We start from the raw sequence: 17648 nt of genomic DNA, 5'->3' as shown, positions 1-17648 counted from the left end.
GCGTCGCATGCACCCAATGCCGCATTGGGGGTTTTCAGCAGCTGTGGTGTGCGGCGGGTCCCGCCCATCGGCTAGGGACAGCTTCACGCACCGCGCTCGTGGGGCTGGCACGCGCTGGCGAAGTCCGTGAAGGGCTCCTTGCGGGAATCAGATTCCCTCAAGGAGCCCTTCACGGACTCAGCGGGAGTGAAACCGTCCGGCGCGGCTCGGCGGCCGGTGCCCGCAGCGCCCGGCAAACACCGCCACCGCGAACCCGCCACACACCGCGCTGCTGAGAAAACCTCTCCGTGTCGGTCCTCAGGGTCGCAGAATCGCCCGCAACGCGTCGAGCACCGACGGATCCTCGATAGTCGACGGAACCGCCTCGTCGCGTCCGTCGGCGATCCCGCGCATCGTCTTGCGCAGGATCTTCCCCGAGCGCGTCTTCGGCAACGCGCTGACCACCGAGACGTCCCGGAACGCCGCCACCGGCCCGATGTCCCGGCGGACCAGCGCCACCAACTCGTCCCGCAACTGCTCCTCGGGCACGTCCACCCCGGACTTCAGCACGACGAAACCACGCGGCACCTGTCCCTTCAGCTGGTCCGCGACCCCGATCACCGCGCACTCCGCGACCGCCGGGTGCGAGGCCAGCACGGCTTCCATCGAGCCGGTCGACAGGCGGTGTCCGGCCACGTTGATCACGTCGTCGGTGCGGCCCATGACGAACAGGTAGCCGTCCTCGTCGAGGTATCCCGAATCGCCGGTCAGGTAGTAGCCGGGGTAGCGCGACAGGTACGCCTCGCGGTAGCGCTCGTCGTCACCCCACAGCGTCGGCAGCGAGCCCGGCGGCAGCGGCAGTTTCAGCGTGATCGCGCCCTCGCGGCCGGCCGGGAGTTCCTCGCCTGCCTGGTCGAGAATGCGCACGTCCCAGCCGGGCACCGGTTTCGTCGCCGACCCGGGTTTGACCGGCATCGGTTCGAGTCCGCGCGGGTTCGCCGCGATCGGCCAGCCGGTTTCGGTCTGCCACCAGTGGTCGACGACCGGCGTGCCGAGGATGTCGTGCGCCCAGTGGTAGGTTTCCGGGTCGAGCCGCTCGCCCGCCATGAACAGGGTGCGGAACCGGGACAGGTCGTACTTCTTGAGCTCGTCCGCGTCCGGGTCCACCTTCTTGACCGCGCGCAACGCCGTCGGCGCGGTGAACAGCGCCTGCACGCCGTGCTCGGAGATGACCCGCCAGAACGCGCCCGCGTCCGGGGTCCCGACGGGTTTTCCTTCGTACAGCACGGTTGTCGCGCCGACCAGCAGCGGCGCGTAGACGATGTACGAATGCCCGACGACCCAGCCGACGTCGGAAGCCGTCCACCAGACGTCCCCGGCGTGGACGTCGTACAGCGCGCCCATCGACCACGCCAGCGCGACCGCGTGCCCGCCCGCGTCGCGGACCACGCCCTTCGGCCGCCCGGTGGTGCCGGACGTGTAGAGGATGTACAGCGGGTCGGTCGCCTTCACCGGAACCGGGTCGACCGGGTCGGCGTCGGCGACGAGTTCGGTCCAGTCGAGGTCGGTGCCGGACAGTTCCGCGCGCGCCTGCTCGCGCTGGAACACCACGACGTGGTCCGGCTGGTGCTCGGTGGTCTCGAGAGCGGCGTCGATGATCGGCTTGTACTCGACGACCCGCGTCGGCTCGATCCCGCACGACGCGGCGAGGATCAGCTTCGGCTTGGCGTCTTCGATCCGCGCGGCCAGTTCCTTCGGCGCGAACCCGCCGAACACCACGGAGTGCACCGCGCCGATCCGCGCGCAGGCGAGCATCGCGATGACGGCCTGCGGGATCATCGGCAGGTAAAGGATCACGCGATCGCCGCGGGTGACCCCGAGCGACGCGAGCGCGCCGGCGAAGGTCGCGACCTCGTCCCGCAACTCGGCGTAGGTGTAGCGGCGTTTGCGGCCGGTGACCGGCGAATCCCAGATCAGCGCGTCCTGCGCGCCGCGGCCGCCGTCCGCGTGCCGGTCGAGCGCGTTGTAGGAGGTGTTCAGTTCGCCGTCGGGATACCAGCGGTAGAACGGCGCGGCGGACGAGTCGAGCGCGCGGGTGGGCCGCTGCGTCCAGTCGATCGCCCGGGCCGCTTCGAGCCAGAACCGCTCGGGGTCGTCCAGACTGCGTCGATACGTCTCGGTGTACGCGCCCACGAGGTCTCCTTTGACTTCCGACGGCCGAATCTGCCCTCATGATGGCCTTTCCCCCGGCGGAACGCAGGTCAGCGAGGTCAGGCGAGAACGATGCAGTGGATCACGATCCCGGCGCGACCCGGCAACCCCGCGAAGGCCGTGTGCGTCCTAAGCTGGACCGTGGGGAACAGCCGCGCAGCGGCACCAAGACGACACTGACAGTGAGGGGAACCAGCCGGTGAGCGGAATCGCGAGCGCGCTGCTCTCGCTCGCGCACACCTTGTTCGGCCCGGGGTTCTGCCCCGGCGACTGGGTGTGGGCGACGACCACAGCGGGTGCGCTCGTCGCGCTCTTCCCGGCGGCCGGGGCGCTGATCGTGGCGATCGTCCGCAAGGGGACCGGCAACCGGTACGACGCGACGACGCTCACCGTGTTCGGGCTCATCGGCGTGGTCAGCGTGCTGGTGCTGCCGTGGCTGATGGCCTCGGGCATCTCGGAGACCTTCCGCGCGGCCAACGCGGGCGGCGTGAGCGGGCTGTCCGCCTCCGAAACCGCCAAGCTGAGCACGAACTACTGCTCGTTCATCGGCGTGCAGAAGACCTACCTCGGCGGCGGGCCGAACGTCTTCGAGACGCTCTTCTACCCGCGCGGCCTCAAGCTGTCGTACGCGCTGTACCTGCTCGCCTTCACCGTGCTGCCGGTCGGCTCGCTGCTGTTCGTGATGCTGCAGGCGCGCACCGCGTTCCGCCGCGGGCCGAAGTGGCCGTCGCGGTTCTTCTGGATTCCCTTCGTGGTCATGGCGGTCGCGAGCTCGGGCATGTCGGCCAACACCGCCGTGCACTTCTGGCTCGGGTTCCTGCCGTTCAGCATCCTGGGGCTGATCCCGGTCGCGCTGGTCGGCCCGCCGCCGTGGTCGGTGATCAACCGGCCGGAGCCGCGCCGCGACGAACCGCCCGCCGCGCCGCCTCCGCCGCGCCGGGAGCAGTTGCCGCCGCCTCCGCCGCCGCAGAACAAGCAGTACCCGGCCACCGCGCTGGCGTCCGCTCCGGAGCCGCCGCCCGCCGGGATGCTGGCCGCCGCGCCCGGCGCGATCCCGCCGCCGCCCGGTTCGCGCAACGCGGGCAGCAGCCGGTACCGGCGCGTCCGCCAGCTCGGGCACGGCGGGTTCGGCACGGTCTGGGAAGCCGTCGACACGCAGCTCAACCGCACTGTCGCGCTCAAGATCGCGCACGCGCCCGACCGCGACACCGAGGAGCGCATGCAGCGCGAGGCGCGGGCGCTGGCCGTGGTGAACCACCCCAACTGCGTCCGCGTGTACGACCTGGTCGAGGAGCCGGACGGGCTCGCGCTCGTCATGGAGTACCTGCAGGGCCGCCCGCTCGCCGAGGTGGTCGACGGACAGGGCCCGATCGACGACGTCGCCGCCGGCCGACTGTGGTCCACGATGGCGGGCGCGCTGGTCGCCGCGCACGAGCGGGGCGTGCTGCATCGCGATGTGAAGCCGTCCAACGTCATCCTCGACCCGGCGGGCATCGCGCACCTCATCGACTTCGGAATCGCCCGCAGCCAGGGCGACTCGAAGATGACCGCCACCGGGATGATGATCGGCACGCCCGATTTCGTCGCCCCGGAGCAGGCGATGGGTTCCCCGGCGAGCCCGGCGTCGGACGCCTGGCAGCTCGCCGCCACGGTCAGCTACGCGCTGTCCGGCCAGCCGCCGCGCGGCACCCGCGAGACGCCGATGGCCGCGCTGATGGCCGCGGCGCGAGCCGATCCGGTCACGCACCTGCCGCAGCGTTCGGTGCACGCCCGGATCCTGGCGGCGTCGCTGGACCCGGAGCCGCGCCGCCGCCCGACACTGAACTCGGTGCGGCGCGAGGTCGACGGCTGGCTGAGCAGGCAGGGCAAGGCACTGGACGGGCCGGTCACGCAGATCGTGCCGCGCCGGTCGTCCCGCTGAGTCTCGTGAGCGGCTAGTCCGGTTCTAACTGGCTGTCCTGTCTCAGGACCTCACGGACAGGCCAGTCTCAGGACTTTCCGGACAGTCTTTGGCTGGTGAGGCGTTGGTAGCGTACTGATCTGCCGAGGGTGAGCTGGCGGACGAGGGTGCCACCGGTCATGACGGTGACGCGGTCGCCTTGCCAGTAGACGGTGGCGGTGTGTCCGGCCCAGGTGCGCGTCCCGGGACAGGCCGTGCTCGCGGCAGAACCGCACCACGTTGACCTTATCGCCGTGAGCCGCCCGGGCGACCGCGGCGACGAACTCAGGATCCCATCGAAAACCCTGCTCTGCCCGTCGCCGCATGATCACCACAAAGACCATGGTCACCACGCCGACAGGCCGGTCAGTGTCCGCGACGTCCTGAGACTCAGCAGCCGGTTCTAACCGGCGCAGCCGCTCACGACGGCTTCACCGCGGAAAACTCCAGCCGCTTGCGCTCGATCCCCACCCGCACCTGCTCAAACCCGGCCGCCGCCAGCCGCCCCGGCAGCGTGCCCGCGTCGAGGACGTTCATCGTGTCTCCAAGGTGCAGGAGCCGGAATCCGAAGCTGAGCTGGCTGTCCACGCCGCAATAGGTGCCGCCAGGCCGCAGCACCCGGAACGCCTCCGCGAAGGTCCGGTCCTGCAGCTCGTCGGTCGGCACGTGGTGCAGCATCGTGAAGCACACGACCCCGGAGAACCGGCCGTCCTCGAACGGCATTTCCGCGCCGCTGCCCTCCACGATGTCCGCCCGGTCCCCGTATTTCTCCCGCAACAACCGGGTCGACGCCGGGTCGATTTCCAGCGCGGTCAGCCGTGGGAGAGCGTCGATCAACACCCTCGTGGTGGCCCCGAAACCCGGTCCGATTTCGAGCACGTCGTCGCCCAACTCGAAACGGGCGAGCCAGTCCGGCAGCACCTCGGCGACCGCGGCGGCCCATTTTTCCGAGCTGCAGAGCTTGCGGTGCATCAGGTTCATCGGCATGGCCCCGACGCTAGGGACGAGCCTGGCTGACCGGAAGACGATAGGCTGCCACCTCATGTCGCAGTACGGTCAAACCGGCGCGATGCTGCTCGGCGACCTCCCGATCGCGCCCGGAGCCTGGTTCCCCTGGCACGAACATCCGGCGCACCAGCTCGTCTGGGCCGCGCGCGGGGTCGCCGCGGTGATGGTCGGCGACGCGCAGTGGGTGCTGCCGTCCACGCGCGCGCTCTGGATCCCGGCCGGGGTCCGGCATCGCACCGGCGCGGCCGGGAACGTCGAACTGCGCGGCATCTACGCCGATCCCGAACAGTGCCCGGTCGACTGGCCGTCCCCGCGAATCGTCATCGTCCGGCCGTTGCTGCGGGAGCTGCTGGAGCACCTGTCCGCGGACGGAATCAGCGACGCCGCCCGACGCCGCGCCGAAGCCGTCGCGTTCGATCTGCTGGAGCCGATGGACGTAGCGCCGATCGTGGTCCCCGCGCCCGCCGATCCGCGAGCGCGGGACGTCGCCGACGCGGTGCTCGCCGACCCCGCGGACTCGCGCAGTCTGGCCGAGCTGGGCCGCGAAGTCGGCGCGAGCGAGCGGACGCTGGCCCGTGCGTTCGTCCGCGACTGCCGGATGACGTTCGGGACCTGGCGCACGCAAGCCCGGCTGCGCGCGGCGTTGCCGTTGCTGGCGCGGGGAACGCCGATGACGACCGTCGCGCACCGGGTCGGGTACGCGACGGCCAGCGCGTTCGTCGCCGCCTTCCGCCGGGCGGTGGGGGTGCCGCCGGGCGCTTACTTCAGCGCCACGAAGGCAGCCACATTTCCGCCTGCCAATGGGCGTTCGTGATCGGGATTCCGTTGAGGATCGGCCACAGCCAGGCGAAGTTCGCGACCACCAGCCCGACGTAGAGCGAGACGACGAGCAGACCGGTGCCCCGGCGTTCGAATCCGCGTTTGGCGCTGCCGAGGATCTGCCCGAGCGCCAGCACCAGCCCGAGCACGAGGAACGGGGCCATCGGCGTGGCGTAGAAGAAGTACATCTGCCGGTCGATGTTGGTGAACCAGGGCAGGTAGCCGGCGAAGTAGCCGGTCAGCACGGCGGCGTAGCGCCAGTCCGCGCGGAAGAACCAGCGCCACAGGCCCCAGCCGAGCATCGGGACGGCCAGCCACCACATCGCGGGCGTGCCGATCAGCATCGTCGCGCCGAGGCAGCGCGATTCGCCGCAGCCGGTGACGTCGCCGTCGTAGTAGTAGAGCATCGGCCGCAGGCCCATCGGCCAGGTCCACGGCTTCGACTCCCACGGATGCGGATTGTCCTTGGGCGTCAGCAGGGTTTCGTGGAAATGCAGCACGTTGGCGGTGTAGCTGCCGAGCGAGCGCAGCGCGGGCGGGATCCAGCCGAACATGCCCGGGTCGAGGTTCTTGATCTCGGTGTAGTGCCGGTCGGTCGCGGTCTCGCTGGCGAACCACGCCCAGTACGCCGCCAGGTACATCAGCACCGGCACGACCAGGATCGCCCACAGCGCGGGCGCGACGTCGCGGCGGATCGTCCCGACCCACGGCCGCTGCACGCCCGCCGCGCGCCGGGCCGCGACGTCGAAGAACACGGTGAGCAGGCCGAACGCCGCGATGTAGTACAGCGCCGACCATTTGACGCCGAAGGTCAGGCCGATCATCAGCCCGGCCGCGAACCGCCACCACCGGAAGCCGAGCTTCGGCCCCCACTGCGATTCGCCGATCCAGCCCTCGCGCACCGCGACGGCCAGCCGTTGCCGCACCTGGTCGCGGTCGCAGAGCACGCAGGCGAACGCGGCGAGCACGAAGAACGCGATGAAGATGTCCAGCATCCCCATCCGCGACTGCAGGTGCAGCACGCCGTCGCAGATCACCAGCACGCCCGCGATGCCGCCGAGCAGCGTCGAGCGGGTCAGCCGGCGCGCGACGCGCACGGTGAGCAGCACGATCAGCGTGCCTGCCACCGCCGACATCAGCCGCCAGCCCCAGCCGTTGTAGCCGAAGAGCCACTCGCCGAAGGCGATGAAGTCCTTGGCCAGCGGCGGGTGCACGATCAGCTCGTACCCGGCGTTGTCCTCGTACCCGCCGTTGCGCAGCATCTGCGCGGCCTGGGGCACGTAGTGCTTCTCGTCGAAGACGGGACTGCCGTGGTCAGTGGGCAGGCCAAGGTTCTGCAGCCGGACGACGCCGCCGATCACGGTCAGCACGATCGTGACGATCCAGCCGCGCAGCCGGTCGGCGGGCATGGCCCGGCCGAGCAGGGTGGCTTCGCGGTCGGTCGGGGGACGGCGCGCGTCGACCGGGTCCGGCCGCACGCTCTCGTCGTCGGCACGGGTCAGCAGCGCGGTCACGGGGCCCGATAGTACGGCCTGATCCACCGGTGGCGTCTGGTTAGGCTGACTGCCATGACTTCTGCGCCCGGACGGCTCGTCCTCGCCGCCACCCCGCTGGGCGATCCCGGCGACGCGTCCGCCCGGCTGATCGAGGCGCTGGGCTCGGCGGACGTGATCGCGGCCGAGGACACCCGGCGCCTGCGCGGGCTCACTTCCGCGCTCGGCGTGTCGCCAACCGGGCGGGTGGTCAGCTTCTACGAAGACGTCGAGACCGCCCGGTTGCCGAAGCTGCTGGAGGCACTGCACGGGGGCGAGACGGTGCTGGTGGTGACCGACGCCGGGATGCCGAGCGTGTCCGATCCGGGCTTCCGTCTCGTGGCCGCTTGCGTCGAGGAGGACCTGCCGATCACCTGCCTCCCCGGCCCGTCGGCGGTGACGACGGCGCTCGCGTTGTCGGGGCTGCCGTGCGACCGGTTCTGCTTCGAGGGCTTCGCGCCGCGCAAGCCCGGCGAGCGGTCGAAGTGGTTCGCGGAGTTAGTGAGCGAACGCCGGACCGTCGTGTTCTTCGAATCGCCGCACCGGATCGCTTCCCTGCTGTCGGACGCTGCCGCCGCACTGGGCGGTTCGCGGCGAGCCGCAGTGTGCCGGGAGCTGACGAAGACGTACGAAGAGGTCCAACGCGGCACGCTCGCGGAACTTGCCGAGTGGGCAGCGGACGGGGTGCGCGGCGAGATCTCGGTGGTGCTGGAGGGGGCGACGCCTCGGCAGGCGTCCGTGTCGGACCTGGTGCCGGAAGTGGCCGACCGGGTCGCTTCGGGGGAGCGGTTGAAGACTGTCGCGGCCGAGGTCGCCGGTGCGGCTGGGGTGTCTACAAAAGAGCTTTACGCGGCGGTGCTCGCGGCTCGGAAGTGAGTCAGCTCCTCCGGGCGTTGCCTTCGGCTAGAAGCCGCAGCCAGTGCGGGTCGCCCGGCGCGGTTTTGGTGATCGTGGCCAGTTCCTCCGGCCGCCAAGTGCCGACACCGTCGGTGTGCACGACGTGGTCTTCCGTCAGGCCGTCGTCGGGAATTTCCTTGGTGCTGGCAAGGAACTCGGCGACGGTGGCCGGATCCGCGACGGTGCGGGGAGAAGGAACGGGCACCAGTGCGAGTTCGCCGTCTCCGGCGACCACGAGGTCGCCGTTCGACGTCGCGGCCAGCGCGGTCACTGCCGAGCGGAGCAGTTTGTGCTTCTTGGTTCGGTCGCGCTCGACGTCCACCTCCAGCAAGGTGCCGGACGGTGTCCCGATCCACAGTGCGCCGGGCCGTGCACCGAAGGCGATGGTGAGCTGGGACGAGATGGAATACCTTTTGAGCGAGGTCTTCAGGATTCGGCGCAGCGAAGGGAACTCGAATACCAGGACCTGGTGTTCGTAGGTGTTGCCGCGAATCGCCAGGTACCGCCCGTCGGAGCTGAAGACCGGAAGGCCCCAGCAGTTGGACTCCAGAATCAGCGCCCGGTCCAGGAACCGCAGCCGGTCGCCTGGACGGGAGAAGAGCACGAAGCTCGCGCCCTGGTCGCTTTGCTTCGTGGCGATCAGCCCTCCCGCCGGATGCGCGGCGATGCCGCCGTCCCACATCGGGGCAGGCGTGACGGCCCCGGTGTCGAGATCGATGACGTCCGAACGGTCGTAGCGCTCGGGTGGGGTCGGCGAGGTCCACAGCGACTGGCCGTCCGGGCTGAACGCCACGTCGAGAGAGACGGCGACATCCAGCACGGAGGTGCCGTTCCGGGTCCAGCGCACCGTTTCCCCGCTGCCGGGCACGACCAGTTCCGGCCGTTCCGGATGCCAGGCGACGACGGGCCAGCGGCCGAACTTCCCGTACTCCGCGGAATCCGCCCCCACCGCGCCGATTTCGCGCAGCACTTTCTCGGCGTAGTAGAGATGCACCGCGGGCCGCTCCTGGTCGATCCCGGCGACGAGCGGCAGTTTCGGATGGGATACCAGCTCGCCGATCGAAGCGGCGGGGATCCGGGCGATGGCCTGGACAGCGGTCACCAGAAGACTTTAGCGACTGCGCAACAGCATTTTGGCCGCTATTAAGGCCTTCTCCGCGTCCGGCTCCTCGCCGGTGATCGCGTCGGTGTAGATGAACGACTCGCCGACCCGCACCAGCAGATACGCCAGATCCGCTACCGGCAACGGAGACTCCAGCCGCCCGGCCGTGACCTCGTCGGACAGCAACGCCTGCACCTTCTCGATGGTCCGCGACTGCACCAAGCTCGCCTTGGTCGTCAGCAACCGCAGCGCGCGCTCGGGCTCCCGGCGCAGGAAGGCTCGGAACGGCGAGGAAGCGTTGACCGTCCGCACGAACGCCCCGATCGCCTCCGCGATGCCGTCTCCGCCGCGGCCTGCATAACTGACGTTATCCAGCACCGAGGACGTCTCCGCCCACAGGATTTCGCTCAGCAGATGATCGCGGCTGCCGACCCAGCGGTGCAGGGTCGCGCGGCTGACGCCGAGGTCGGCGGCCAGGTCGCGCATGTCGACGCGGTCTCCGGCGAGGAACCGGGCGCGGGCGAGGCGGAAGGCCGCGACGGCGTCGGGTCGCGAGGTTCGGGTGGACAGTGGCGTGTCGATGAGTGAGACGTTAGCAGAAAGTGTTCCATCGGTGAGACATATGGCAGAATGTCTCACGAAGAGCGAGAGGAGCCGCGAAGATGCGTGCTGTGCAGGTGACCGAGTTCGGCGGTCCCGAGGTGCTGAAGCCGGTCGAGCTGCCCGATCCGGTGGCCGGGCCGGGGCAGGTGCTGATCGAGGTCGACCGCGTCGGGCTGAATTACGCGGATACGCATCAGGCGGAGAACTCGTATCTCGCCCCGAGCAAACTGCCGCTCGTGCCGGGCGGCGAGGTCGTCGGGCGCACGGCGGACGGCAAGCGCGTGGTGGCGCTGCTCAACGACGGCGGCGGGTACGCCGAGCGCGTCGCGGCCGACGAAGCCATGACCTTCCCGGTGCCGGACGGCGTCGACGACCTCAACGCGCTTTCGATGCTGGTCCAGGGCGCGACCGCGTGGATCATGCTGCGCAAGAACGCCCACCTCGAGCCCGGCGAGACCGTGGTCGTGCACGCCGCGGCCGGCGGGGTCGGGTCGATCGCGGTGCAGCTGGCGAACGCGTGGGGCGCGGGTCGCGTCATCGCGACCGCGAGCAGCGAGGAAAAGCGCGAGCTGGCGATCGAACTCGGCGCGGACGTCGCGGTCGATTCGCGTGCCGAGAACATGACCGAAGTCCTGCGGGAAGCCAACGGCGGCAAGCGGGTCGACATCGTTCTCGACATGGTCGGCGGCACGACGACCGACCAGAGCATCGCCGCGCTCGCCCCGTTCGGTCGTCTGGTGTTTTACGGGATGGCCGGCCGCCGCTCGCCGAAGCCGATCGAGTTGCGCAATCTGCTCGGCCACAGCACGACCGTCGCCGGGATGTGGCTGCCGCACGTGTTCCGCTTGCCGGGCAACGTTTTCGGTACCGCGCTGGCCGATCTGTTCACCATGGTGCTGGACGGGAAGCTCCGCGCGATCGCGGGCGGCGAGTACGCGCTGGCGGACGCCCGGAAGGCCCACGAAGCGCTGCGTTCCCGTGGCACGACTGGAAAACTGCTGCTCGACCCGCGGCGCTAGCACTCCCGGGGGCTGGCGAGCAGGGACTCCAACGGCGCCGCTTTGTGCAGGCACTCCTGCCACTCGGCGGCGCTGTCCGAGTCCGCCGTGATCCCGCCGCCGACCCCCAGCGCGATCCGGCCTTCGGCGATCTCGAAGGTCCGGATCGCCACGTTCAGCTCCAGCCCCGCCAACGGCGACAGCAACCCGACCGCGCCGGTGTACACGCCGCGCGCGGCCGGTTCCAGCTCGGCGATCAGGTCCAGCGCCCGGATCTTCGGTGCCCCGGTAACCGACCCCGGCGGGAACGTCGCCGCCAGCAACCCGGCATCGGTGACCCCGTCCGCGAGCGCACCCTCCACAGTGGACGCCAGATGCCACACCCCGGGAGCCGGGTGCACCGCGAGCAGTTCCGGCACCACGACGCTGCCGACCTCGCACACCCGCCCGAGGTCGTTGCGCACCAGGTCGGTGATCATCACGTTCTCCGCGACGTCCTTCGCCGACTGCCGCAACCGCGATGCGTTCCCGTCGTCCGCCGGGCCGCGACGGGGCAGCGTGCCCTTGATCGGCGACGACCGCACGCGGCGGCCGTGGCGTTCCAAAAACAGCTCCGGCGACAGCGAAACCACCGAACCCCATTCACCGGTGACGTAAGCCGCCCGCTGTGGAGCCAGCCGCCGCACTCCCTCGGCGAACAGCGCGGCGGGCGAGCCCTCGAACGTCCCGGTGAACCGCGAGCAGACGTTCGCCTGGAACAGTTCGCCGGCCTCGATCTCGTGCACGCACGCCTTCACCGCCTGCTCGTGCCCGGACGGCCGGTCCAGCGCACTAGCGGACCACGACAACTCCGCGGACCCGGCCAACGCACGTTCCACCACGGCGAGCTGTGCGTCCGCGTCGCCTTCGAGCGACTCGAACCAGCACCCGCCCGCCGCGTCCCAGCGCAGCACGTGATCCGCCCAGCCCCAGGCCGACGTTGGAACCCCGGTGGAGCGGCCGGACGGATCGGCCTGGTCGTAAGCCAGAAATCCGAACCACCCGCCGCCGATCCGGCCCGAAGGCCCCGAGGCGGAAAAGGCCGACGGGAACGGTCGCGGAGTCACCGACACGAACGGCGCCACCACCGCGCGCGATCCGAACCAGTTCCCGCACACCGCGGCGGGTTCGGGCAGGCCGTGCGCCCGCGCGTACGCGGACAGCAGAACGAGCGCCCGAGAAGGGGTCAGGTCGGTCCGCAGCCGCTGGAAACGCATCGCGCCATTGTGCCGGAAACCGGCGGTGACCAGCGGAGAAGGTGATCAGAGCAGCACATCGGACAGGGCGAACGGATACACCACCGCGTCCTGCGCCACGGGTCCGTCGACTCCGGGCACGTCCGGCGCGAAGGCGTGCTGGTGCAGCCCGAGCCGAGAATGGAACCAGCCGGGCCGTCCGGGGATGCCGTTGTGCCGCACGAGCCAGAGCACGACCTCGGAATCGGCCCAGCGGTCCGGGTGCAGCCGGTGCGCCCAGCAGTCGTGCCCGGCGTACACGAGCACCCGGCTGATCTTCGCGGCGTGCCGCACGTGCTTGATCCACGCCTTCACGAACCGGTCGTCGACGCTCTGCGCGTCCACCTCCAGCGCGGGGGCGAGCGATCCGGGCGCGAACGCGCCGAGCCTGCTCGCCGTCCGGACGAAATGGTCGGCCTGGTCGTGCACCGCGCCGGGCCGGGCGTAGTGCCTGGCCCCGGTGTGGATGCCCGCGTGCTGGGCCGCGGCGAGCATCCGCTCCGCGCCCGGATCGCTCCAGTTGACGTTTTCACTGATCGTGACCGAGGCGAACCGCACGTCGGCGCCGCGCACCGCCGTCCAGTCGAGCACCTGCTCGCGATGAGTGAGCGTGAGTCCGCGCCCACTCTCCGGTTCCGCCACCTCGCACCCCTGACAAGCCCCACGACGGGTGAAAGGCCACCCTACGTCCGGAATTCCGGAGCGGGGTGACCTTTCCCGGCGTGTCGATGGGCTTTGATCAGGCGTTTTCCCGTTGGAAGGTGCGCGTTCCCCACCAAATCGCCAAAACGGCCATGACCAGCACGACCACGCTGCCGGTGAACAGCGCGTCCATCGAGAAGTCGCCGCGGAAGCTGTTGCGCTCCACGTCGACCACGTGCCGGAACGGGTTGATCTGCGAGATCGTGTACAGCCACTTCGGAGCCAGTCCGGCGGTGATCGGGATGAGGATCCCGGACAGCAGCAGCAACGGCATGAGCACCGCGTTGAGCAGCGCCGGGAACGACTCCTCGCTCTTGAGCGTGAGCGCAAGCGCGTAGGAGCACGACGCCAGCGTGAGCGCGAGCAGGAACACGATCGCGAGGCTCAGCAGCACGCCGCTGAACGGCGCGTTCAGGTCGAACACCAGGTAGGCGAGCAGGATGATCAGCACCGATTGCACGGTCGCCTGCAACGCGTTCGCCAGCACCTTCCCGAGCAGCAGCGCGGCCCGGTGCACCGGGGTGACGCGCAGCCGCTCGACCACGCCGGACCGGAACTCGGCCAGCAGCCCGAAGCCCACGAACGAACTGCCGAACAGCGCCAGCTGCGCGATCAGCGCGGGCGTGAGCACCATCCAGCCGTCGACCTCGGACATTCCCTGCGCGCTGAGCGACTTCACCAGCAGCGGGCCGAAGAAGAACAGGTACAGCAGCGGCTGGGCGAGCCCGATCAGCAGCCACGCCGGATTCCGCAGCGCAGCCGCCATGTCGCGACGGAAGATCAGCCAGGTGTCACGCAGCATCGGACACCTCCGGTTCCGCCGGCGCGGGCTGCTCGGCCTCGCGCAGGGAGCGTCCGGTGAGCGCGAGGAACACGTCGTCCAAGGTCGGTCGCGTGACCTGCATCGAGGTCGTCGCGATTTCCTTGGCGTCGAGCGCGCGCAGCAGCTCCGGCATCGCGGTGTCGCCGCGCGGCACCCGGAACCGGATCGACCCCTCGCGCACCGCGAACTCGTGCGCGCCGGGCAGCTGCCGAGCCAGGTCCGCGGCGGCCGCGGCGGATTCCGGATCGACCTCGATCGCGACGCCGTCGCCGGAGACCTGCTCCTTGAGCGCGTCCGGATGCCCGTCGGCGACGATCCGGCCGTCGTCGATCACGATCAGCCGATCGGCCAGCGCGTCCGCCTCGTCGAGGTAATGCGTGGTCAGGAAGATCGTGACGCCCTGCTCGGCGCGCAACCGCCGGATGTGCTCCCACAGGTTCGCCCGGCTCTGCGGGTCGAGCCCGGTGGACGGCTCGTCCAGGAACACCAGCCCTGGCGAGTGGATCAGCCCCAGCGCGATGTCGAGCCTGCGCCGCTGACCCCCGGACAGCGTCTTCGTGGCGCGCTGTTCGAGCCCGGTCAGGTCGAGCTGGCCGGCGAGCACCTTGCCGCGCGCGATCGCGTCGGCCTTGCTCATCCGGTACAGCCTGCCCTGCAGCTCCAGCTCTTCGCCGACGCGCGATTCGGGCGCGGTCCCGCCGCCCTGGGCGACGTACCCGATGTTGCGGCGCACCCCCGCCGCGTCGGTGAGCAGGTCGTGCCCGCCGACGGTCGCCGTGCCCGCGGTCGGTTTCAGCAAGGTGGTGAGCATGCGCAGCGTGGTGGTCTTGCCCGCCCCGTTCGGGCCGAGGAACCCGACCAGCTCGCCCGCCTCGACGTCGAGGTCGACCCCCTTCACCGCGTGCACCTCGCCACCGGCTCGGCCCTTGCGGCGGAACCGCCGCTCGAGTCCGCGTGCCGTGATCATGGAAACCCCTCTCCTCCCAGAAGATCAACTAGTCAAGCTTGACTAGTTGACGCGCACACTGTGCCCGAGCAAGAGCGAGTTAGTCAAATTTGATTACTGGGCAGGCTGGCCGAACGCCGAGCCCGGATCGTCGGCCATCACGTACTCGCCCGCCTCGAGCCTGGTGATCAGCCCGGTGAGCCATTCCCGGCTGGCCTTGGCGATCCCACCCCACAGCCGGAACAGCTCGGACACGTGCGGCGGCTTGTTCCAGGTGTCGTCTTCAAGGCCCAGCTGCGATCGGCGTTCCTCGGCCTCGAAGTGGATCAGGTTCTGCCGGAGCAGGCTGATCACGTTCCTGCGGGGAAGCGCGGGCATCAGGCTGATCGCCGCGCACAGCTCCGCGTTGCTCGCGCTCGGATCGGACAGGCCCTTCGCCAGCAGCGTCTGGAACTCCTGCTCGCCGTCCGGGGTGAGCCGGTAGGCGACCCGGTCCGGACCGCCGTCGCCCGGTTCGACGTCGATCTTCTCCAGCAGGTCCTCGGCGGTCATCTTCTTGAGCGCGTGGTAGATCGAACCGGGCTGGACGTTGGCCCACTTGTCCGCCGACCACGACAGCAGTTCGCGGCGCACCTGGTAGCCGTGCGCGCGGCCGAACATCCGCACGACCCCGAGCACCAGCAGACGCGTCGCCGACACCGGCTCTCCCTTCCCCGACCGCCAGGAAACGCCCTGGAGCGCATCCGTAGGCTAAACAGGTATGAGCACCCCTGTGTTGACCGCGGTGGCCTGGCCCTACGCCAACGGCCCCCGCCACATCGGCCACGTGTCCGGATTCGGCGTCCCGTCCGACGTCTTCTCCCGCTACCAGCGAATGGCCGGCAACCGGGTGCTCATGGTGTCCGGGACCGACGAACACGGCACGCCGATCACCGTCCAGGCGGACAAAGAGGGGATGACCCCGCAGCAGACCGCGGACAAGTACACCCGCCAGATCGACGAGGACCTGCGCGGCCTCGGCCTCTCCTACGACCTGTTCACCCGCACCACCACCGGCAACCACGCCGCGGTCACGCAGGAGATCTTCCTCGCGCTCAACCGCAACGGCTACGTCGTCCCGAAGACCACCCGCGGCGCGATCAGCCCGTCCACCGGCCGCACGCTGCCCGACCGCTACATCGAGGGCACCTGCCCGATCTGCGGTTACGACGGCGCGCGCGGCGACCAGTGCGACAACTGCGGCAACCAGCTCGACGCCGCCGAGCTGATCAACCCGAAGTCGCGGATCAACGGCGAGACGCCGAAGTTCGTCGAGACCGAGCACTACTTCCTCGACCTGCCCGCGTTCACCCAGACCCTCGGCGACTGGCTGGGCACCAAGACCGACTGGCGCCCGAACGTCCTCAACTTCACCAAGAACCTGATCGACGACATGCGCCCGCGGCCGATCACCCGCGACCTCGACTGGGGCGTGAAGATCCCGCTGGACGGGTGGCGCGACCAGCCGCTCAAGCGGTTCTACGTGTGGTTCGACGCGGTCATCGGCTACTTCTCCGCCAGCGTCGAATGGGCGCGCCGCAATGGCACGCCGGACGCCTGGCAGGAGTGGTGGGCCAACCCCGACGCGCGCGCCTACTACTTCATGGGCAAGGACAACATCACCTTCCACGCCCAGATCTGGCCAGCGCTGCTGCTCGGCCAGAACGGCGACGGCGACCGCGGCGGCGAGCCGGGCAAGTACGGCAAGCTGCACCTGCCGGACGAGATCGTGTCCAGCGAGTTCCTGACCATGAGCGGGTCGAAGTTCTCGACTTCGCGGGGCACGGTGATTTACGTGCACGACTTCCTGCGCGAATTCGGGCCGGACGCGCTGCGGTACTTCATCTCGGTGGCCGGGCCGGAGACTCAGGACACGGACTTCACGTGGGACGAGTTCGTGCGGCGGACCAACTTCGAGCTGGCCAACGAGTGGGGGAACCTCGTCAACCGGTCGATCTCGATGGCGCACAAGAACAATGGGGCGATCCCTGCCCCGACTGCGCCTGCTCCGGCGGATGAGGAGTTGAAGGCGCTGTCTCGGCAGGCGTTTGAGACGGCTGGCGGGCATCTTGCTCGGTCGCGGTTCAAGTTGGCTGCGGCTGAGGCGATGCGGGTGGTTACGGCGGCTAACCGGTATCTGTCGGATCAGGAGCCTTGGAAGCTCAAGGACGATCCGGATCGGCGGGATGCGGTGTTGCATACGGCGTTGCAGGTGGTTAGTGACGCTAATACGTTGCTGACGCCGTTCCTGCCGCACTCGGCGCAGAAGGTGCATGAGGCGCTTGGCGGGACTGGGGTTTGGGCTGCGCAGCCTGAGCTGCAGGAGGTTCCGGATCTTGATGTGCCGGATCGGGTTAATCCTATTTTGACCGGGGATTATGCCGGGGAGCAGGCTCGGTGGGAGTCGAAGCCGGTTGAGGTCGGGCGGCCGTTGGCGAAGCCTACGCCGTTGTTTGCGAAGCTGGACCCGAAGTTGGGGGAGACTGGGCCTGAGTGGGCTCCGATTGTTACTGACTGACTGGGGGCTCGTCGCCTGGCGGCGACATCGGCTTTTGGTTGCGTGGGGCACCCCGAAGGTTGATTGTGCTGACGGTTCGGGGGTGCTTGTCAAGGCGGGAAAGATGCCTTGACAAGCACCCCCGAACCGCAGATGGGCTTCGTATCGGGGTGCGGGGGAGGGCTGGGTGCCTCGCTCGTTGGGTGCATCGGCTGCGGTTGGGTGGTGGGGGTAGCGCCCCAATGAGGTTTTCTCAGTAGGGCTGGGTGGGGTGTGTCG

15 protein-coding genes are annotated in these 17648 nt (G+C 69.7%); 5 read left to right on the top strand and 10 right to left on the bottom strand.

Annotation, left to right across the window (positions count from 1 at the left end):
- Positions 1–297: 297 nt before the first annotated feature.
- On the bottom strand, positions 298–2172 hold the full coding sequence (locus EIZ44_RS15180; RefSeq protein WP_134729216.1) for a propionyl-CoA synthetase: 1875 nt from the start codon (positions 2170–2172) through the stop codon (positions 298–300).
- Positions 2173–2389: 217 nt separating this feature from the next.
- Here EIZ44_RS15180 and EIZ44_RS15175 point away from each other — a divergent pair, with 217 nt between their 5' ends.
- A complete protein-coding gene (locus EIZ44_RS15175; protein WP_037811181.1) occupies positions 2390–4111 on the top strand; it encodes a serine/threonine-protein kinase in 1722 nt (573 codons plus the stop codon).
- 438 nt (positions 4112–4549) lie between these two features.
- Here EIZ44_RS15175 and EIZ44_RS15165 read toward each other — a convergent pair whose 3' ends face one another.
- A complete protein-coding gene (locus EIZ44_RS15165) occupies positions 4550–5116 on the bottom strand; it encodes a class I SAM-dependent methyltransferase (RefSeq protein ID WP_134729214.1) in 567 nt (188 codons plus the stop codon).
- 55 nt (positions 5117–5171) lie between these two features.
- Here EIZ44_RS15165 and EIZ44_RS15160 point away from each other — a divergent pair, with 55 nt between their 5' ends.
- Positions 5172–5951, top strand: coding sequence for an AraC family transcriptional regulator (locus EIZ44_RS15160; protein WP_199817531.1), 780 nt, complete (start codon positions 5172–5174; stop codon positions 5949–5951).
- Here the strand turns inward: EIZ44_RS15160 and EIZ44_RS15155 are convergent.
- Positions 5902–7470 (bottom strand): dolichyl-phosphate-mannose--protein mannosyltransferase, encoded by a 1569-nt coding sequence (locus tag EIZ44_RS15155; protein ID WP_037811184.1) that lies wholly within the window; start codon positions 7468–7470, stop codon positions 5902–5904. The genes EIZ44_RS15160 and EIZ44_RS15155 overlap by 50 nt on opposite strands.
- Positions 7471–7524: 54 nt before the next feature.
- Here EIZ44_RS15155 and rsmI point away from each other — a divergent pair, with 54 nt between their 5' ends.
- Positions 7525–8364 carry a 16S rRNA (cytidine(1402)-2'-O)-methyltransferase gene (gene rsmI, locus EIZ44_RS15150; protein ID WP_134729212.1) on the top strand — a complete coding sequence of 280 codons (840 nt, stop codon included), beginning with the start codon at positions 7525–7527 and terminating at the stop codon, positions 8362–8364.
- Position 8365: 1 nt separating this feature from the next.
- Here rsmI and EIZ44_RS15145 read toward each other — a convergent pair whose 3' ends face one another.
- The gene (locus EIZ44_RS15145) at positions 8366–9487 is read right to left on the bottom strand and encodes a TolB-like translocation protein (RefSeq protein ID WP_205673158.1); all 1122 of its coding nucleotides are present in this window, start codon (positions 9485–9487) and stop codon (positions 8366–8368) included.
- Between the two features lie 9 nt (positions 9488–9496).
- The gene (locus EIZ44_RS15140; protein ID WP_205673157.1) at positions 9497–9973 is read right to left on the bottom strand and encodes a QsdR family transcriptional regulator; all 477 of its coding nucleotides are present in this window, start codon (positions 9971–9973) and stop codon (positions 9497–9499) included.
- A gap of 176 nt (positions 9974–10149) precedes the next feature.
- Here EIZ44_RS15140 and EIZ44_RS15135 point away from each other — a divergent pair, with 176 nt between their 5' ends.
- The gene (locus tag EIZ44_RS15135; RefSeq protein ID WP_037811187.1) at positions 10150–11109 is read left to right on the top strand and encodes a quinone oxidoreductase family protein; all 960 of its coding nucleotides are present in this window, start codon (positions 10150–10152) and stop codon (positions 11107–11109) included.
- On the opposite strand, the gene EIZ44_RS15130 is transcribed toward EIZ44_RS15135, so the two are convergent.
- From EIZ44_RS15130 to EIZ44_RS15110, 5 genes are all read right to left on the bottom strand, one after another.
- Entirely contained in the window at positions 11106–12344 is a 1239-nt protein-coding gene (locus EIZ44_RS15130) for an aminodeoxychorismate synthase component I (protein ID WP_134665086.1), read from the bottom strand. The genes EIZ44_RS15135 and EIZ44_RS15130 overlap by 4 nt on opposite strands.
- Positions 12345–12389: 45 nt before the next feature.
- On the bottom strand, positions 12390–13004 hold the full coding sequence (locus tag EIZ44_RS15125; RefSeq protein ID WP_037811190.1) for a glycoside hydrolase family 25 protein: 615 nt from the start codon (positions 13002–13004) through the stop codon (positions 12390–12392).
- Positions 13005–13101: 97 nt separating this feature from the next.
- Complete coding sequence (locus EIZ44_RS15120) at positions 13102–13866, bottom strand: ABC transporter permease (RefSeq protein ID WP_037811192.1); 765 nt, start codon at positions 13864–13866, stop codon at positions 13102–13104.
- Positions 13856–14854: an ATP-binding cassette domain-containing protein gene (locus EIZ44_RS15115; RefSeq protein ID WP_037811194.1), complete on the bottom strand. Its 999-nt coding sequence runs from the start codon at positions 14852–14854 to the stop codon at positions 13856–13858. Before EIZ44_RS15115 ends, EIZ44_RS15120 begins: the two co-directional genes overlap by 11 nt.
- Before the next feature lie 93 nt (positions 14855–14947).
- Positions 14948–15532, bottom strand: coding sequence for a PadR family transcriptional regulator (locus tag EIZ44_RS15110; RefSeq protein ID WP_134729208.1), 585 nt, complete (start codon positions 15530–15532; stop codon positions 14948–14950).
- Positions 15533–15593: 61 nt separating this feature from the next.
- Between EIZ44_RS15110 and metG the strand changes: the two genes are divergently transcribed.
- A complete protein-coding gene (metG, locus tag EIZ44_RS15105) occupies positions 15594–17390 on the top strand; it encodes a methionine--tRNA ligase (protein WP_167754135.1) in 1797 nt (598 codons plus the stop codon).
- Positions 17391–17648: the final 258 nt, after the last annotated feature.

The sequence above is a fragment of the Amycolatopsis nivea genome (assembly GCF_004522235.1).
Lineage (GTDB): Bacteria > Actinomycetota > Actinomycetes > Mycobacteriales > Pseudonocardiaceae > Amycolatopsis > Amycolatopsis nivea.
Note: the sequence above shows the minus strand (reverse complement) of the source record. Positions and strands in the feature narration are given on the sequence as shown.